13 protein-coding genes and 1 pseudogene are annotated in these 17,007 nt (G+C 63.3%); 10 read left to right on the top strand and 4 right to left on the bottom strand.

The features are described from left to right. Positions 1-951: 951 nt before the first annotated feature. Positions 952-1,476, top strand: coding sequence for a hypothetical protein (locus J7396_RS05085; RefSeq protein ID WP_209261087.1), 525 nt, complete (start codon positions 952-954; stop codon positions 1,474-1,476). 1,362 nt (positions 1,477-2,838) lie between these two features. On the opposite strand, the gene J7396_RS05080 is transcribed toward J7396_RS05085, so the two are convergent. Further along, positions 2,839-3,267, bottom strand: coding sequence for a hypothetical protein (locus J7396_RS05080; RefSeq protein WP_127167983.1), 429 nt, complete (start codon positions 3,265-3,267; stop codon positions 2,839-2,841). A gap of 195 nt (positions 3,268-3,462) precedes the next feature. Between J7396_RS05080 and J7396_RS05075 the strand changes: the two genes are divergently transcribed. Further along, complete coding sequence (locus J7396_RS05075) at positions 3,463-4,410, top strand: integron integrase (protein ID WP_209261183.1); 948 nt, start codon at positions 3,463-3,465, stop codon at positions 4,408-4,410. Between the two features lie 274 nt (positions 4,411-4,684). Here J7396_RS05075 and ilvD read toward each other — a convergent pair whose 3' ends face one another. Beyond that, positions 4,685-6,523, bottom strand: a complete 1,839-nt coding sequence (gene ilvD, locus J7396_RS05070) for a dihydroxy-acid dehydratase (protein WP_209261086.1) — start codon at positions 6,521-6,523, stop codon at positions 4,685-4,687. 384 nt (positions 6,524-6,907) lie between these two features. Between ilvD and J7396_RS05065 the strand changes: the two genes are divergently transcribed. Together J7396_RS05065 and J7396_RS05060 are read left to right on the top strand one after the other, a co-directional pair. Beyond that, positions 6,908-8,269, top strand: coding sequence for a cellulase family glycosylhydrolase (locus J7396_RS05065; RefSeq protein ID WP_055026836.1), 1,362 nt, complete (start codon positions 6,908-6,910; stop codon positions 8,267-8,269). A 126-nt stretch (positions 8,270-8,395) separates the two neighbouring features. Continuing rightward, the gene (locus J7396_RS05060; protein WP_029818374.1) at positions 8,396-8,584 is read left to right on the top strand and encodes a hypothetical protein; all 189 of its coding nucleotides are present in this window, start codon (positions 8,396-8,398) and stop codon (positions 8,582-8,584) included. Positions 8,585-8,640: 56 nt separating this feature from the next. Here J7396_RS05060 and J7396_RS05055 read toward each other — a convergent pair whose 3' ends face one another. Together J7396_RS05055 and J7396_RS05050 are read right to left on the bottom strand one after the other, a co-directional pair. Next, entirely contained in the window at positions 8,641-9,186 is a 546-nt protein-coding gene (locus J7396_RS05055; protein WP_008577979.1) for a gamma carbonic anhydrase family protein, read from the bottom strand. Then, positions 9,183-9,407, bottom strand: a pseudogene (locus J7396_RS05050) (hypothetical protein). The gene J7396_RS05055 and the pseudogene J7396_RS05050 overlap by 4 nt, the downstream one beginning before the upstream one ends. Positions 9,408-9,647: 240 nt before the next feature. On the opposite strand from J7396_RS05050, the gene J7396_RS05045 reads away from it, so the two are divergent. The 6 genes from J7396_RS05045 to J7396_RS05020 all read left to right on the top strand — a co-directional run bounded on the left by J7396_RS05045 (position 9,648) and on the right by J7396_RS05020 (position 16,742). After that, positions 9,648-10,958, top strand: coding sequence for an MFS transporter (locus tag J7396_RS05045; RefSeq protein WP_209261085.1), 1,311 nt, complete (start codon positions 9,648-9,650; stop codon positions 10,956-10,958). Between the two features lie 149 nt (positions 10,959-11,107). Continuing rightward, positions 11,108-12,355 (top strand): HD-GYP domain-containing protein, encoded by a 1,248-nt coding sequence (locus J7396_RS05040; protein WP_057682098.1) that lies wholly within the window; start codon positions 11,108-11,110, stop codon positions 12,353-12,355. Between the two features lie 382 nt (positions 12,356-12,737). Further along, a complete protein-coding gene (locus tag J7396_RS05035; protein ID WP_029818376.1) occupies positions 12,738-13,268 on the top strand; it encodes a MarR family transcriptional regulator in 531 nt (176 codons plus the stop codon). 167 nt (positions 13,269-13,435) lie between these two features. Then, complete coding sequence (locus tag J7396_RS05030; RefSeq protein ID WP_209261182.1) at positions 13,436-14,428, top strand: transporter; 993 nt, start codon at positions 13,436-13,438, stop codon at positions 14,426-14,428. A gap of 33 nt (positions 14,429-14,461) precedes the next feature. Next, on the top strand, positions 14,462-15,229 hold the full coding sequence (locus J7396_RS05025; RefSeq protein WP_014089098.1) for a coniferyl-alcohol dehydrogenase: 768 nt from the start codon (positions 14,462-14,464) through the stop codon (positions 15,227-15,229). A gap of 31 nt (positions 15,230-15,260) precedes the next feature. Beyond that, positions 15,261-16,742, top strand: coding sequence for a benzaldehyde dehydrogenase (locus tag J7396_RS05020; RefSeq protein ID WP_209261084.1), 1,482 nt, complete (start codon positions 15,261-15,263; stop codon positions 16,740-16,742). The last annotated feature ends 265 nt before the right edge of the window (positions 16,743-17,007 follow it).

The following is a 17,007-nucleotide window of genomic DNA, read 5'->3' as shown; positions in this document are numbered from 1 at the left end:
TGTATGTCGATAAGGTCTGGATCTAGAAAGCGCGCCGCATTCTGGACCAACTGGCCAAGGCGCAGATCTGGCTCGAGTCGCCAGACCTCTCCGAGCAACTCCAACATCTCGTCAATTCTTGCGGGATCTCGCATAGCTACCTAACGATTGAATTAAGCCGAGTTGCGAAGCAACTTCGGCTTGAATGAGTTGTTAGGCTGCGACCGATGACCCAGCCTGCCTAATAGAAAAAGAAGTAGCTCAAAAACAAGATATACGAAGCCAATAGCGGCTAGGAAGAACCAGCCTCCTGACCGATTTGGATGGCATGCCTGAGAGTCTAGCAAGCACCCTGAGACGCGCATAAACGGAAATCCTGCTGTGACAATAGCAGAAAGAACAACCGCCATCATTAGCAGGTAGACGCTCGTTCCCGTAGAGTTGGAGCTAAGGAGTTGACGGTAGTGACGGAGGACGAGATAACCCCGCAGCGGAATTAGCGTGATGGCAATGAAGCCAACGGCCCCAGCCCGAGAATTGCGAGACGCATTAGCTGAAACTGCATTGCACTTTCCATGACAGCCTAACACCTGAGTTAAGCCGGGCCGCGAAGCGGCGTCGGCTTGGACGAATTGTTAGGCCCACCTTCGCCCGGCTCTGCATACGACTCGGGCTTGGAAGCACCTGCTTCAAACAGTTCATTGAGCATCGACCACGCCCGAACTCGAGCGCGTTCCGCCAAGTCTCCCGCGCGGAGGATGTTGCCGGCTTGGAGTTCAAGTCGCACCAGAGTGCCAAGGTGGTTCATGTGAAGGCAGTTGTCAGCCCACCGAGTAAGTGTTTCCTGCGAGACGCTCATTGCAGTTTCCAGTTGTTCAATTGCTCAGTGTGGGGCCTAACGCCTGAGTTAAGCCGACGCGCGAAGCGCGTTCGGCTTGAATGAATTGTTAGGTGGCGGCTAGGATTACTGCCATGCACCCATTTTCCGAGCTAGCCACGCGATGCGCCGCGTTGACCAATGGCCTGTTGGAAGAAAATAGAGCACATGTGCTTGCTGAGCTGCAAGAGCACGGCACAACTGTTCGTGTCAAAGCTTTGCAGGCGATTGAGCTGCAAGGGGCAATTGTGGCCGTTGGGATGGTCGCGATGTTTGATGCCGCATTACAAGATGCTTTGAATTGCGGGGATGGGTTTAAGGAAGCACTGAACATCATCGAACAGGCCGGAGAGGACGAACTCTTTGTGAGGTTTAAAGACGTCCAACTCGCAGTTAACGTGCTCAAGCATGGTGCAGGCCGCAGCCACAATGAGCTCATGGCTCGTAGAGATCAGCTGCTTTTCCGTGTCCGAGGGGACGATGAGTTCTTTAATGAGGGTGATGTATCAGAGCTAGCGACGCTCGTGGAGGTGGATAGTGCCTTCTTGCGCTACTGCTCTGAAACGATCGATCTAGTCGCTGCGCTGATCAAGAGAGAGCGACCGGCCGCATGGGTCTGACGCGGAAATCTATCCCCGCCACCTAACGCCTGAATTAAGCCGGCCCGCGGAGCGGGTTCGGATTGAATGAATTGTTAGGCGCCACCCAATGCAGTAAGGAAATCCTGCTCGCCGTCGGCACCCCACCAAGGAACAGATACTTGCCCGCCAAGCTCACGGAGCTGGTCTAGCAGTGCAAGGAATGATTGGATCTCGTTCTGGCCCCATACGGCGCCCATCCTATAATCAAAGTCGAGGCTATCCGCAAAACGAACACTCCAAGATCCGGGATAGGAGAGGAAGAACCAGCGATGCCGCCGAGGACCACGTGGAATGCCTCCGCGTCGCCCGACGCGACAAGTAACGCGTCCTCATAACCAGAGAATGGCTTTTCACTATCAGACGCCTTGATCCAGAGGTGGCCACCATTGACTGTGACGTTTCGAGCGCCTCTGTCGTAAAGATGCTTGAAAGCGAGTGGAACAAGCGAAGAGTCCGAGAAGGCTACCTGCACTTCTGGAAGTGACCCGTCATCGTTCGCAAAGTATTCTAATAGGTCCATGTGGCGCCTAACGCGTGAATTAAGCCGACCCGCGCAGCGGGTTCGGCTTGAATGAATTTTTAGACATCATATCTTGCACTGGCATTTCGCTATATATCTGAATACCGCTCCTGGTTTGAACTTGTGGGCGTCACGTGCAGAGATGAACTTATAGATACTCATGTCGCAGCCACGATCAGCCGACGTCTTGGAAATCGAGAGGTGGCGGGGAGACTCCCACGGTGCTTGGCTAAAAATCAGGAATACGGGGCCAATCTCTTTTCCGGCATTGCTGGGCACGTCGCATTGAACCGATGGAAAGGTGAGCACCTCTGGTTCTGTGTTAGCGATCAAAGTGCGGCCACCATCACGAATATGAAGCTTGGGCGTGCAGGCGCTTAGGGCAATTATGAGAAGTGCGATTATTTGTCTCATGATATCTAACGCTTGAATTAAGCCGAGTTGCGAAGCAAATTCGGCTTGAATGAGTTGTTAGGCAGTGAGTGGCCGCGAAGGTTGGATGGTGCAACCATGCTCCCCAGCATTGCCGCCTGGACCGAGTGTGCCATAGCTTGTGGGAGGGAACTTGCCCAGCGATGCAGTGGTGCGTGATGTCATCGAAGTCAAAAGCAAATGAGCGCAGCGCGGTAACAACGTCTGACGGCGAAGCACCAAACCTACCGGCATGAGCAGTGGCGATTACTGCGCCACGTAGCCGATCACACGCCGACCAGCAAACTCACCGAAGCTGCCCACCCCTAGATTTGTTCCCCCACTGCCTAACGCTTGAGTTAAGCCTCGCCGCGAAGCGGCGTCGACTTGGACGATTTGTTAGCCCCACGCTACACCCACGGATTCTCATAGATAGTCTCCCGCAGTAATCGGGCCGCAAAAAATGCCATTTGCTCAAGCTCTGCCTCGGTGGTTTGAGGCTGCTCAAGGAGCATGGCGTCATCCCATGGCTCGTCGATGTGCACCCATTTATTGCGGTACTTGCGTAGCGTATGCAGGTTTTCTTTCAAAGTGTTCGGAATTGGGGACAAATCTATCAGGTCTACCAATCGACCCTTTTTTGACTGCGCATACTCAGATCGAAGGTAGGTCTCAATGCCGGACATCGCGGTGAGAATCGATGCCAAATGAGCTGAATGCACAAATGCAATGTCTGTCTCACGGACTATGACGCTACACCACTCGGAGAGGATGACGCCACCCTTAAGCAGTTCCTCGTCAAGTGCTGCCAAGTGTGACCAACGATCATCTGGGGTCATGGGCTAACTACTATTGGACCGCCTAAAAGCGGTGTTGCGCCAAGTATCGACTAAGCCCGGATAACTAGGAAGGGGAATTCCTATTCCGCAGCAATGACTTGCCGAATGGCAACCGACAGTCTCGGCATCGATGCTGGGGGCGTTATCCGACGTTTGAGCAGGCGTATGAATTACACCCGTGAAGCTGCAGGCGCAATGACGCGCCTGACCCCCAAGCTGTTGGATCAGGTCCGTGGTCGGCTGCGGCTTCGCCATTACAGCCTGCGGACTGAGCAGGCGTATGTGGGCTGGATCCGGCGCTTCATTCTGGCCAATGGCAAACGGCATCCAGGACAGATGGGGCAAGTAGAGGTCGAGGCGTTTCTCACCGACCTGGCGACGCGGGGCCAGGTGTCGGCCGGCACGCAGAATCAGGTGCTGGCGGCGCTGCTGTTCCTGTATCGCGAGGTTCTGGGCGTGGAGTTGCCCTGGATGGAGAATCTGGTGCGCGCCAAGCGACCGCGGCGCATTCCCGTGGTGCTCTCGGCGGAGGAGGTCGCGCGCTTGCTGACGATGCTGGAGGGGTCTTGCCGGCTGATGGCGGGGCTGCTGTACGGCAGCGGGATGCGGCTGCTGGAATGCCTGCGCTTGCGGATCAAGGACGTGGACGTGGTTCGCGGCGAGATTGTGGTGCGCGATGGTAAAGGGGGCAAGGATCGGCGGGTGCCGCCGCCGCACAGCCTGCGTGGAGAATTGATGCAGCAGCGCGAACGGGCGTTGCTATTGCACGCCGCTGATCTCGCCGAGGGCGCAGGGCGGGTATTCCTGCCACATGCACTGGCGCGCAAGTATCCCAATGCCAATGTCGAGCCCGGCTGGCAGTATCTTTTCCTCGCCGCGCGTCGCTCTGTGGATCCGCGCAGTGGCCGCGTTGGTCGGCATCACGTATCGGAAGAAGTCCTGCAGCGTGCGGTGCAATCGGCACGGCGCCAGGCTGGCATTGCCAAGCCTGCAACCTGCCACACGCTGCGGCATTCGTTCGCAACACACTTGCTGGAGGCCGGCCACGATATTCGCACGGTGCAGGAGCTGCTCGGCCACAAGGACGTGACAACCAAGCAGATCTATGCGCATGTGCTGGGACGCGGTGCGTCGGCAGTATGAAGTCCGCTGGACGGACTCAGCGGTTCTGGTGGCGACGTCTAACGCGCAGGGCCGCGATGCAATGAATGGATGCTTGCGACCACGCCAGTGAAATCGCATGTTCTGACACACCAGAGCGTGCGATGAGGGCGGCCAATCGCGGCACTTGCTTGCAGCGACTCAGTACTCGACTGCAGGCAAGTTGCGATGACTGCGTTGCATCAGCATGTTCCACCGAATGCGTTGCACCGCGCTGGCCATCCGAAACCAGCTGGCCACGCTGCGCTCGCTGTCCCTAGCCGTCCAACAACGCCTTGTCCCGCACCGCACCCTTGTCCGCACTGGTCGCCAGCAACGCGTACGCCTTCAATGCAGTAGTGACCTTGCGGGGGCGCACTTCCACAGGCTTCCAGCCCTTGGCGTCTTGCTCGGCACGACGAAGGGCGAGGTCCTCGTCCGAGATCAGCAGGTTGATCGAGCGCTTGGGAATGTCGATCAGGATCCTGTCGCCGTCGCGCACCAGGCCGATCGCGCCGCCTGCGGCGGCTTCCGGCGATGCGTGGCCGATCGATAACCCCGAGGTGCCGCCGGAGAAGCGGCCGTCGGTGAGCAGGGCACATTGTTTGCCCAGGCCCTTGGATTTGAGATAGCTGGTGGGGTAGAGCATTTCCTGCATGCCGGGGCCGCCCTTGGGGCCCTCGTAGCGGATGACCACCACATCGCCTGCGACCACCTCATCGGCAAGGATGCCCTTGACTGCCGCATCCTGGCTCTCGAACACGCGGGCCGTGCCTTCGAATACGTGGATGGATTCGTCCACGCCTGCAGTTTTCACCACGCAGCCGTCGCGGGCGATATTGCCGTACAGCACGGCCAGGCCGCCTTCCTGCGAGAACGCGTGTGCGACATCGCGGATGCAGCCGTCGCTGCGGTCGGTATCCAGGCTGTCCCAGCGCGTGGCCTGGCTGAAGGCGATCTGCGTGGGAATGCCGGCCGGGCCGGCTTTGTAGAACGTGTGTACTGTTTCATCGTCGGTCTGGGTGACATCCCATTGCGCGATGGCCTCGGCCAGCGTGCGTGCGTGCACGGTGGCGGCGTTGGTATGCAGCAGGCCACCACGTGCCAGCTCGCCGAGAATGGCCATGATGCCGCCGGCGCGATGCACGTCTTCGATGTGGTACTTGGGCGTATTCGGCGCGACCTTGCACAGCTGCGGCACGCGCTTGGACAGGCGGTCGATATCGTGCATGCCGAATGCAACCTCGCCCTCCTGTGCGGCAGCGAGCAGATGCAGGATGGTGTTGGTCGAGCCACCCATGGCGATATCCAGCGTCATCGCATTTTCGAAGGCTTCGAAGGTGGCGATGCCGCGCGGCAGGGCAGTGGGATCTTCGCCGCCGTACCAGCGGTGACACAGTTCCACCGCCACGCGTCCGGCACGCAGAAACAGTTGCTCGCGGTCGGCGTGCGTGGCCACAACCGTGCCGTTGCCGGGCAGCGACAGGCCCAGCGCTTCGGTCAGGCAGTTCATCGAGTTGGCAGTGAACATGCCCGAGCACGAGCCGCAGGTGGGGCAGGCGCTGCGCTCGAACTCTGCCACCTTTTCGTCGGAGGCGCTGTCGTCGGCGGCGATCACCATCGCGTCGATCAGGTCGAGCTTGTGCTCGGTCAGCTTGGTCTTGCCGGCTTCCATCGGGCCGCCGGAAACGAACACGGTGGGGATGTTGAGCCGTAGCGCGGCCATCAACATGCCGGGGGTGATCTTGTCGCAATTGGAAATGCACACCAGCGCGTCGGCGCAATGCGCATTGACCATGTATTCGACCGAATCAGCGATGATCTCGCGGCTTGGCAACGAATACAGCATGCCGTCGTGGCCCATCGCGATGCCGTCATCCACGGCGATGGTGTCGAACTCCTTGGCCACGCCGCCGACGCGTTCGATCTCGCGCGCGACCAGCTGACCAAGATCCTTCAGATGCACATGCCCGGGCACGAACTGCGTGAACGAGTTGGCGATGGCGATGATGGGCTTGTGGAAGTCGCCATCGCGCATGCCGGTGGCACGCCACAGGGCGCGGGCGCCGGCCATGTTGCGGCCGTGGGTAGAGGTTTTGGAACGGTACTCGGGCATGGCGAATTCGACGGCTGATTGGCGAGCGGTGGCTGGCAATTAGAGCGCGTCGTGACTGTTGCTGCTGCAACCGTCACCGCACGCGCAGGGTCCGCACGGTAGCACGCACGCCGGCGTGCACCTGCAGTGCAGCGGCGGGCGCTGCCGGCATGCCGTGCAGTGACCGCTCGTGCGCCATCGCCTCGCGGGGTCCGCACGTGCGCGGCGCCTCTGCCTGTCATGTAATGCGATGTAAACGTATGCGTCCGGGCATGCAGTGGCAGGAGTGCGAACCGGCGCGCAGATCCGGGCGCTGGGGCGCGGCCACCATCGAACCGGACCGCTGCGGCCGAGGGGAGCTGCGCCGGCGAGGATCTTTCCAACGGCACCGCAGGAGGCGCCCCGATGTCCGACCATCCCTCTCCACGCCGCGTACCAGCGGCATCATCTCACTCCACCACGCCACCGGTCGCCGGCGGCATCAGCCGCCGTCGCGTGCTGCAAGGCGCGGCCGGCGCTGCGGTCGTGGCCACCACCGGCTGGGCAGGCCATGCGGCCGCGCAAAGCGCCAGCCTGCCGTTCGCTGGCCTCAACCTGTCCGGTCTGGCCTCCAATAGCTATGTGGAGAACGCCGAGATCGGCACGCATTACCGCGCCATCACTGCCCAGCATGTGGCCGCGGCGGGGAGCTGCCCGCTCTTCCGTCTGCCGACCACTGCCGCGCGCTTCACGCGTGGACAGGGCGCGCCGTTGAACGAGAGCTACTGCAGGCAGGTGCAGGACGCGCTGGACAACATTGCTGCGCGCGGCAAGCGCGCCATCGTGGAGTTGCACGATTACATGCGGCTGCCGCAGCGGGTGGCGGCCAAAAGCGGTTATCGGCGCGATGCCAGCGGTGCAGTGGTCGATGCGCGTGGCAACCGTGTCGGCGACCTGGCGGCGGCCGGGTTGTGGGCCGACACCTACCCGCTGCGCAACTTCAATTACGTGGGCTATCTGGACAGTCGCGACCAACTGCTCAAGCTCTACGAATACCGGGTGATCGGCACGCCGGGGTGCACGCTCTACAACGACGCCGGCTTGCCGGATCTGTGGGCGCGTCTCGTCAACCGGTTCAAGCAGCACCCGGCGGTGTTCGGCTGGGGCGTCATGAACGAGCCGTACCAGGGCGCCGAGCGCAACGCCGATGGCAGCGTGCTGTCGATGGCCGCACATTGGCAGAAGACCGCCACCGCCTGCTCCAAGGCCATCATCGACCGCGATCGAAACCATTTCGTGTTCGTGTGCGGCAACGGCTATGCCAGCGCCCGGCGCTGGCAGGACGATTCGATGGGCCTGTTCGACATCCCGGACCCATACGATTGCATCGTGTACGAGGCGCACAACTATCTCGACAGCAATGGCAGCGGGGGCGGTAACTGGATCGGGCCCGGTGGACGCAACGAGGTGATCAAGCCGGATACCGGCATCGACATGGTCAGCCCGTTCATCGAAGCGCTGCAGCAGGCCGGCAAGCGCGGTTATCTGGGCGAGCACGGCTATCCGGCCGGCAATCGCAGCGCGGAGATCGCCACCACGCGCATGCTGGCGCACTTGCAGGCCTACAACATTCCCAGCACGCAGTGGTGCTTCGGCCCCGGGTGGCCGGACGACGACGTGCTTGGCATGAGCCGCGACGTGGGTGCGGACATCCAGGCCAAGGCCAATCTGGCGGCCGTGCAGGCGTTTTTCGACGTGCGCCTGTCCAGCTACGTTCCGCCCCGCTAGCGGGCATCGCCGCCGCTACGGGGAGGTGGCGGCGGTTTACACTGCGGCATGCACATGGACATCCCCTGCCGCGCTGGCTGCGCGGCCTGCTGTATCGCCCCATCCATCAGTTCGGCGATTCCCGGCATGCCGCACGGCAAGCCGGCGGGGGTGCCGTGCGTGCAACTGGACGGGCAGGGCCGCTGCCGCCTGTTCGGCCTGCCGACGCGGCCGGCGGTCTGCACCAGCCTGCGCCCGTCCCAGGACATGTGCGGTGAATCGCGCGCCCAGGCGCTGGCCATGTTGACGGCACTGGAGCACGCCACGCAGCCGTAGCCGCGCGCGCCTGGTACCGTCGCGCCCGCGCCAGACAGGTGCGCCGGTGCTGCGGCTCAGCCGGCGGGTGAGGCGCCCAGGTACTGATCCTTGAGCCGCACGTAATGTTGCGCGGAGTAATGCAGGCTTTCGATTTCCTTGTCGCTGAGCGTGCGCGCCAGGCGTGCAGGATTGCCCAGCCACAACTCGGCTTCGCCCACCACCTTGCCCGGGCCCACCACTGCGCCGGCACCCACAAAGCCATACCGTTTGACCGTTGCGCCATCCAGCACGCAGGCGCCCATGCCGATCAGGCACAGGTCTTCGATGGTGCAGGCATGCAGGATGGTGCCGTGGCCCACGGTGACGTCCTCGCCGATCACGGTGGGGTAGCCGGCCTTGTTGAACGGGCTGTGGTGACTGACGTGGATGATGGTGCCGTCCTGCACGTTGGTACGCGCGCCGATCTGCACATGATTGACGTCGCCGCGAATCACGGTGCCCGGCCAGACCGAGACGTCATCGCCCAGGCTCACCTCGCCGATGATGGTGCAGGCAGGATCCACGTAAACGCGGGCGCCCAGTTGCGGGGTGTGGTGCAAAAAGGAGCGAATCGGGGTCACGGCATCTCCGTCAGGTCAGCGTGCCGCCCACTGCGGACACGCTGCGGATGATACCTGCGCTGCGGTTGCCGCTGCGGCAGCGCACCGGGCTGCAGTCACCAACGCACGGATGCAATGTGTGCGAGGTGGCTGGCAGAGGTGGCCGGGTGGGCCGACGTGCAATGGAGTGTGTCGCGTCGCCAGAGATTCCAAAGCCGCGGGCAGCACGTGACGCGGTGCATCCGGAGACATCGCAGCGCTGGCCAAGTGTGTTGGCGCATTTCCGATAAGCGCACAGCGTTGCGGTCATCGGCCTTGAACCGGCAGCGCAATGGGCTAGCGTGTGCAGGCGGTCGCAAGCCACTGCGCATCGGCGATTGCACGCATCGCTGCACCGCGGTGTAGCCGGTCTCGCACACTGCGCCGTTCAACGGCCACTGCAGTGCCTTCACCTCAACCCTCGCTCACCACAGGACATGCCAATGCCTCAGCACACTGCATCGTTTGGGCATTTCGTGCTGGAGCGCATGACGCCGTTTCAGTGGAGGGCCGTGGCGGTGTGCGTGTTGCTGACGATGCTCGACGGCTTCGACGTGATGGCGATGGCGTTCACCGCACCGCACGTGTCGGCAGACTGGCAGCTGTCGGGCAAGCTGCTGGGCATGCTGTTCAGCGCGGGCCTGATCGGCATGGCGCTTGGCGCATTGGGGTTGGCGCCGCTGGCCGACCGCATCGGCCGTCGCGCGCTGACGCTGGCATGTCTGGCCATCCTGACCGTCGGCATGGGCATTTCGGCAGTGGCCAGCACTGCATGGCAGCTCGGGGCGCTACGGCTGCTGACCGGTCTGGGTATCGGCGGTATGTTGGCCTGCGTTGCGGTCACGGCAGGGGAGTTTTCCAGCCCCCGTTGGCGCAACACTGCCATCGTGCTGCAGGTGACCGGCTACCCGGTCGGTGCCACGCTGGGTGGCATGATTGCCGAACTGTTGATGCAGCAGTGGTCGTGGCCCGCGGTGTTCGTGCTCGGGGCGGTGGCATCGTTGCTGTGCGTGCCGTTGGTGCTTGCATTCCTGCCCGAGTCGCTGGAGTTCCTGATCATGCGCCGGCCACCCGATGCCGTCGCGCGCTTCAACGCCGTGCTGGCGCGGATGGGAATGCCGCCGCACGACGCATTGCCGCCGCTGCCGCCGCAATCTGCCACGCAGGCACAAGGCTATCGGGCCCTGTTTGACGCTGCCATGCGGCGGCACACGCTGCTGATCGCGCTTGGCTTTTTCTCGCTGATGTTTGCGTTCTACTTCGTGATCAGCTGGACGCCGAAGCTGCTGGTGACCGCCGGCGCGTCGGCCACGGACGGCGTCACGGGCGGGGTGCTGTTGAATCTTGGTGGCATCGGCGGCGGCTTGCTGTTCAGCGGGTTGGCATCGTGCGTGCGGCTGGCGCGCCTGACGATCGGGTCCCTGTTGCTGATGGGCCTGGCGATGCTGGCCTCCGGCCTGTGCAGTACGCAGTTGAGCTGGGCGTTCGCCGTCGCCTTGCTCACCGGGGCAGCGATGTTTGCTGCGGTGGGCGGCATGTACGCCATTGTTCCGATCGTCTTCAACGCTGCGGTGCGTTCGACTGCGCTGGGCTGGGCGATCGGGGTGGGGCGCTTGGGTGCGATCTTGTCGCCGTTCTGCGCCGGGGTGTTGCTGGACGCCGGATGGTCACCGGCCATGTTGTATCTGGCCTGCAGCGTGCCGTTGCTGTTGGCCATCGTCGCCGTGCTGGCGATGCGGTTGCCCAACCGCTGAGCGGCCCGCCTACAGCCGCGTCCGGCATCACATCCGGGCCGTTCCCCGACCCGGCCGCGGGCCAAAGAAATCGTGCCATGTGCCGATAACACCGCAGACCGCCAAGTCGTGGCGAACTTTTCCTGGACATTGTGCAGACCAGCGCCGGCATGCTCAGAACCATCGACTCAGATCAACTCCGCCCCGGCATGTACGTCTACAAGCTGCTGGGCGCGTGGGTGCACCATCCGTTCTGGAAGACGTCGTTTCTGGTCGATTCCGACGATGTGGAGAAGATCCATGACAGCCGCATCGAGCAGTTGGTGATCGATACCGCGCGCGGGCTGGATGTGGAGGCGCCCGCGCCCCCTGGCGTGTCCGCCGAACCAGCCGCGCCGCCGAGCCCGGCGCCTGCTGCGCCCGAACCGCCGGAGCCTGCCGCCGCGCCGCGTAGCGTGCGCACCAACAGCGTGACCGCCCAGGTCGGCATCGAAGCGGAGGTGGTACGCGCACGCCGCATCTTCGAAGACGGCCGCGACATGGTCGAGGCGATGTTCCGCGATGTGCGGCTGGGGCGCACCGTCGACACAGAAGCGGCCATGCCGCTGGTGGAAGCCATCAACGACTCGGTGCTGCGGCATCCGCAGGCCTTGATCAGCGTGGCGCGGCTCAAGACCGCCGACGACTACACCTATCTGCATTCGATGGCCGTGGCCGGGCTGATGAGCGGTTTGGCGCGCCAGCTCGGCCTGCCCGAATCGCAGGTGGTGGAAGCAGCGATGGGCGGCCTGCTGCACGACATGGGCAAGGCGGTGACACCGTTGGAAATTCTCAACAAGCCCGGCCGGCTCACCAACGACGAAATGGAGATCATGCGCCAGCATCCGCTGGATGGCCATCGGCTGCTGGTGGCCGGCGGCGTGCAGAACGCGGTGGTGCTGGAAATCGCGCTGCATCACCACGAAAAGATGGATGGCAGCGGCTATCCGAATCAATTGGTGGGCGAGAATATTTCGTTGATGTCGCGCATGGGTGCGGTCTGCGATGTCTACGACGCCATCAGCTCGGACCGCCCTTACAAACGCGGTTGGGATCCGGCCGAATCGCTCAAGCAAATGGCGTCCTGGAAGGGCCATTTCGACCCGGTGGTGTTCCAGGCTTTCGTGCGCCGGCTGGGGATTTATCCGGTCGGCTCGCTGGTGCGGCTGGAGTCGCAAAAACTTGCGGTGGTGATCGAACAGACGCCCGATGCGCTGCTCAAGCCCAAGGTGCGCGTGTTCTATTCGGCCAAGTTGCGCAGCCACGTGTTGGTGCAGGACATCGACCTGTCGCGTCCGGACTGCCATGACCGCATTGCGCAGATGGAAAGCCCTGCCGAATGGGGCTTCCGCGATCTGGAAAAGCTCTGGCTGCCCTAGACGGGCTATACAGGCGTTGAATCGGCAGCCGCCGCGGCAATGCGCGCGGTGCGTCATGCGCGCCGATCACCGCGACACTCCTTGCACAGAAGCGCCACCCCGCTAGCGAACGCGACCATGCTGCGCTGCAGCTTGGCAATGTAGTTATGATCAATAACTATTCCGGAACGCAATCACTTGCCGGCCGGAACCATGTCTCAGCCTTGCCCGGATCACCGTCGCCCCCCGTCAGCCGCAGCGCTGGCCCGCCGCTGCAGGCTGCGTGCGTGGCAGGGCGTCGGGGCTGACGCACCCGCGGCGCGTGCGCCCGCGGCGTGCCTGTCCACATCAGCAGGCCCGGTGGCGTCTACAATGCGGTGCACGCCGTGGATCGGCGTTGCGGATGCGGCGCATTGCGCGTACCGGTCCGCCCGCTGCCCTCGTCGCGAGAACCGCCATGCCCGTCACCGCCCTTGCTGCGCCCTTGCCCGATGCCGTCACCACGGTGGATCAGGCGCGGCTGCTGCGGTTGCTGGGGTATCGCATCACCCGCACCGAGTTGATGGTGCGGCGGATGTTCCAGGAGTGCGTGGCCGCCTTCGACCTCAAGCCGGTCGACTTCTCGCTGCTGATGCTGGTGGATGGCAACCCCGGCATCAACCAGCGCCAGATCGGCGATGTGCTGCACGTGTCGCCGCCGAATCTGGCGATCGTGGTGGCCAGGCTGGTCAAGCGTCGCCTGCTGCGGCAGGTGCGTGGGCGGCAGGACCGGCGCATGCAGCACCTTTCGCTGACCGCGGCCGGTGCCGCGCTCCTGGCCGCCGCCGAGGCCGAAGTGCTGCGCATGGAACAGCAGCTCAGTGCCGTGCTCGGTTCCAGCGAAGCACCGTTGTTGCGCGCCCTGGACCGTCTGGACCGTCTGGACACGCCGTAACCCGCCTCGGTCGGCGGCCTGCCGCCCGGCAGCCATTCCCAACGAACGTTTCCACTGCACGTGCTGTGCGTCGCGCGGCGCGCGCGCTTGCCTGCCGTCGCTGATGTGGCACGCACCGCTGTTGCTTCCCAACGCTGGAGATATCTGCAGTGATTCGATCATCGGTGATGCGTGGTGCGGGTGTGGCAGCAGGCTGGCGGCTGCGCGCGTTGCTCGGCCTGGCGGCATGCCTGGCAGCGGGTGCGGCGCCTGCGCAAAGTGCGCCACAGAGCGCGGCGCTGACCAATGGCATCAATACCGGGGGCACCAGTTTCCTGGATGGCTTTACCAGCACCACGCCCGGCTTGGCGGTGGTCACCTATCTGCGGCACAACGGGCTGGATGCCATCAAGGACGCACGTGGCAACGATATCCCGGTGTTCGACAACCCGCGGATCGATTCCACCGTGTTGCTGACCCAGTTCGCTTACGTCACGCCCTATCACGTATTCGGCGGCGCGCTCGGCATCACTGCGCTGGTGCCGCTGGTCAATCTGGATGCCTCCTTCGGCCGCAACAGCATTGCCACGCTGCGTGACAATGGCGCCGGCGTGGGTGATGTGACGTTCGGGCCGTATCTGCAAATGCCACCTTTGATACGCAACGGGCGAGCGGTGTTCTCGCAGCGTTTCGAATTCGACGCCGTGGCACCGATTGGCAAGTACGACGGCAATCGCGATCTCAACCAGAGCTCCGGTTACTGGTCGCTCATTCCAAGCTACGCATTCACGGTACTGCCCACGCCCAATTGGGAACTTAGCGCACGCATCAACTACATCTACAACTTTCACAGCGAGCGCCGTCCGAACTTGCCGCCAGGCTTCGACTTCCGCAATGGTCAGGCAGGCGATGCGGGATGGATCAACTTCGCCACCTCCTGGGAGGTGGCACCGAAGCTGCGGCTGGGCATCAATGCGTATTACCTGACCCAGTTCCGCGACAACCGCACCAACGACCAGCGCGTGCCGGACAGCCGTCAACGCGCGTTCTATGCAGGGCCGGGTGGCGTGTGGCGCTTTGATGCAAACAACATCCTGTTCGCCAACGTCTATCTACCGGTGGAGGTGCGCAATGCCGCGTCCGGCAACAATGTCAATTTCGAGTATGTCCATGTGTTCTAGCGCCGGCACGGCTGGCTCCTTTGGAGGATGGCGATGAATTTGCAGAACAAGACGATCGTGGTGACCGGCGTGGCGTCGGGCATTGGCGCGGAGGTCGCACGGCTGGCGCGGTTTCATGGTGCCAAGGTGATCGGGGTCGATCGCACGCCCGTGCAGATGACCCTGCACGGCTTTCACCAGGCCGATCTCGGCGACCCGGCATCCATCGATGCCCTGGTGAAGGCGTTGCCGGACCACATCGATGCCCTGGCGAACATTGCCGGCGTGCCGGGCACCGCGCCGCTGGATGTGGTGGCGCGGGTGAACTATCTGGGCTTGCGCCATCTGACCCAGGGGTTGCTGCCACGCATCGTGCCGGGCGGTTCCATCATCAATGTCGCCTCGATCCTGGGCGCCGAATGGCCGCAGCGTCTGGACCTGCACAAGCAGCTGGCGGCAACCGACAGCTTCGAAAGCGGCCGCGCGTGGCTGGCGGCGCATCCGGTGGCGCACGACACCTGCTACCAATACTTCAAAGAGGCCTTGATCGTGTGGACCTTGCTGCAATCGCGGCCCTGGTTCGCCGACCACGGCGTGCGCGTGAACAACGTCTCTCCGGGCCCGGTGTTCACCCCGATCCTGGGCGATTTTGCTGCCATGCTCGGCGAGGAACGTGTCAAGGCAGACGCCAAGCGCATGACCCGCCCGGCCTATGCCGATGAAGTGGCCGAGGGCATCGTGTTTCTGGCATCCGACGCAGCCCGCTGGATCAACGGCATCACCCTGCCGATCGATGGCGGGCTGGCTTCCACCACGCTGTAATCCCCACACGTTTTTAGCAGGAGGCTAGACCATGAATGCCCTTACCAGCGCAACCGCCGCTGCGACCGACACGCCCGCGTGGCATGGCTGCATCTTCAATGGCGACTGGGTGCCCGGTCGCGGTGGCAGCGTGCCCATCCATGAGCCGGCAACCGGCGCCTTGCTGCATGAAGTGGGCAAGGCCGACCTGGCCGATGTCGCCGCTGCCATCGCACAGGCCAAGCAGGCGCAGCGTGCCTGGGCCGCAACACCGCCGCGCGAACGCGCAGCCGTCTTTCATCGTGCTGCGCAGGCGATGCAGGCACGCAGTGCCGAAGCCACGTTGCTGATTGCGCGCGAAACCGGCGGCATCCTGCCCAAGGCCCAGCGCGAGGTGGACGAATCGTTGGTGTTCTACCAGCAGGCTGCCGCAATGCCGTTGCAGGCCAGCGGCCAGATGTTGCCGACCGCGTCCGGCCAACTCAGCCTTGCGCGCCGCCTGCCATTGGGCGTGATCGGGGTGATTTCGCCGTTCAATTTCCCATTGATTCTGTCGCTGCGCTCGGTGGCGCCGGCGCTGGCGATGGGCAATGCGGTCATTCTCAAACCCGACCCGCGCACGCCCTACACCGGCGGCGTGATCATCGCCCAGGTGCTCGAAGAAGCCGGCCTGCCCAAGGGCCTGCTGCACGTGCTGCATGGCGATGCGCAGATTGGCCAGGCGCTGGTGGAATCACCGGATGTCCCGATGATTGCGTTCACCGGCTCCACGGCCGCCGGCCGCCGCATCGGCGAAATTGCCGGCCGCCATCTGAAGAAAGTCTCGCTGGAACTGGGTGGCAACAACGCAGTGATCGTGCTCGACGACGCGGATCTGGACAAGGCTGCCTCGGCGGTCGCGTTCGGCGCCTACATGCACCAGGGCCAGATCTGCATGGCGACCGGGCGTGTGCTGGTGCACCGCAGCGTGGCGCAGGCACTGACCCAACGGCTGGCCGAAAAAGCGCGCCATTTGCCGGTAGGCGACCCGGTCAGCGGCACCGTGGCATTGGGCCCGATTATCGATCAACGCCAGCTGCAGCGCGTCGTCGACATCGTCAACGATAGCGTTGCAGCCGGCGCGGTCGTGGAGGCCGGCGCCACCCATGAAGGCCTGTTCTATGCGCCGACCGTATTGTCCAACGTGCGTCCTGGCATGCGCGCGTTCGACGAAGAAGTGTTCGGCCCGGTGATCAACATCACCGTGTTCGACACCGACGACGACGCTGCCGAGTTGGCCAACCAGGGCGAGTACGGGCTGGCGGCCGGCATCCTGTCCGCATCGGTCTCGCGCGCGCTGGCCCTGGGCGAGAAGTTGCACACCGGCCTGCTGCACATCAACGACCAGACGGTGGCCGACGAAGTCGTCAATCCATTCGGCGGCACCGGTGCGTCGGGCAACGGCACCAGCGTCGGCGGCCCCGCCGATTGGGAGCAGTACACGCACTGGCAATGGCTGACGATCAAGAGCGAAGTACCGCAGTATCCGTTCTGATCGCAACGGGTTGGGGATGGGGCGGCTGGCTCGGCCTCTCCATCGCTGTATGGATGGCGGTCACGTGCCCGGCCATTGCCTTGGATTTTTGGTGCGGCGTTGCATCAGTTCTGGATGCAGGCAAAGGCTTCACTGGTCGAGCGCGCGGTGCCCTCGCCACGTGCAGCGTGTCCTGCGATGGTGGGCGGGCAAGGACCCTGCAGCTGGTCTGCAGAACGTTCTCCCTGCTACGCGCGCAGCGAGTGAGCGAAGTCGTTCTGCTGGT

This window comes from Xanthomonas sp. A1809 (genome assembly GCF_017746015.1).
Classification (GTDB): Bacteria; Pseudomonadota; Gammaproteobacteria; order Xanthomonadales; family Xanthomonadaceae; genus Xanthomonas; species Xanthomonas euvesicatoria.
This window is presented reverse-complemented; position numbering and strand designations above follow the sequence as displayed.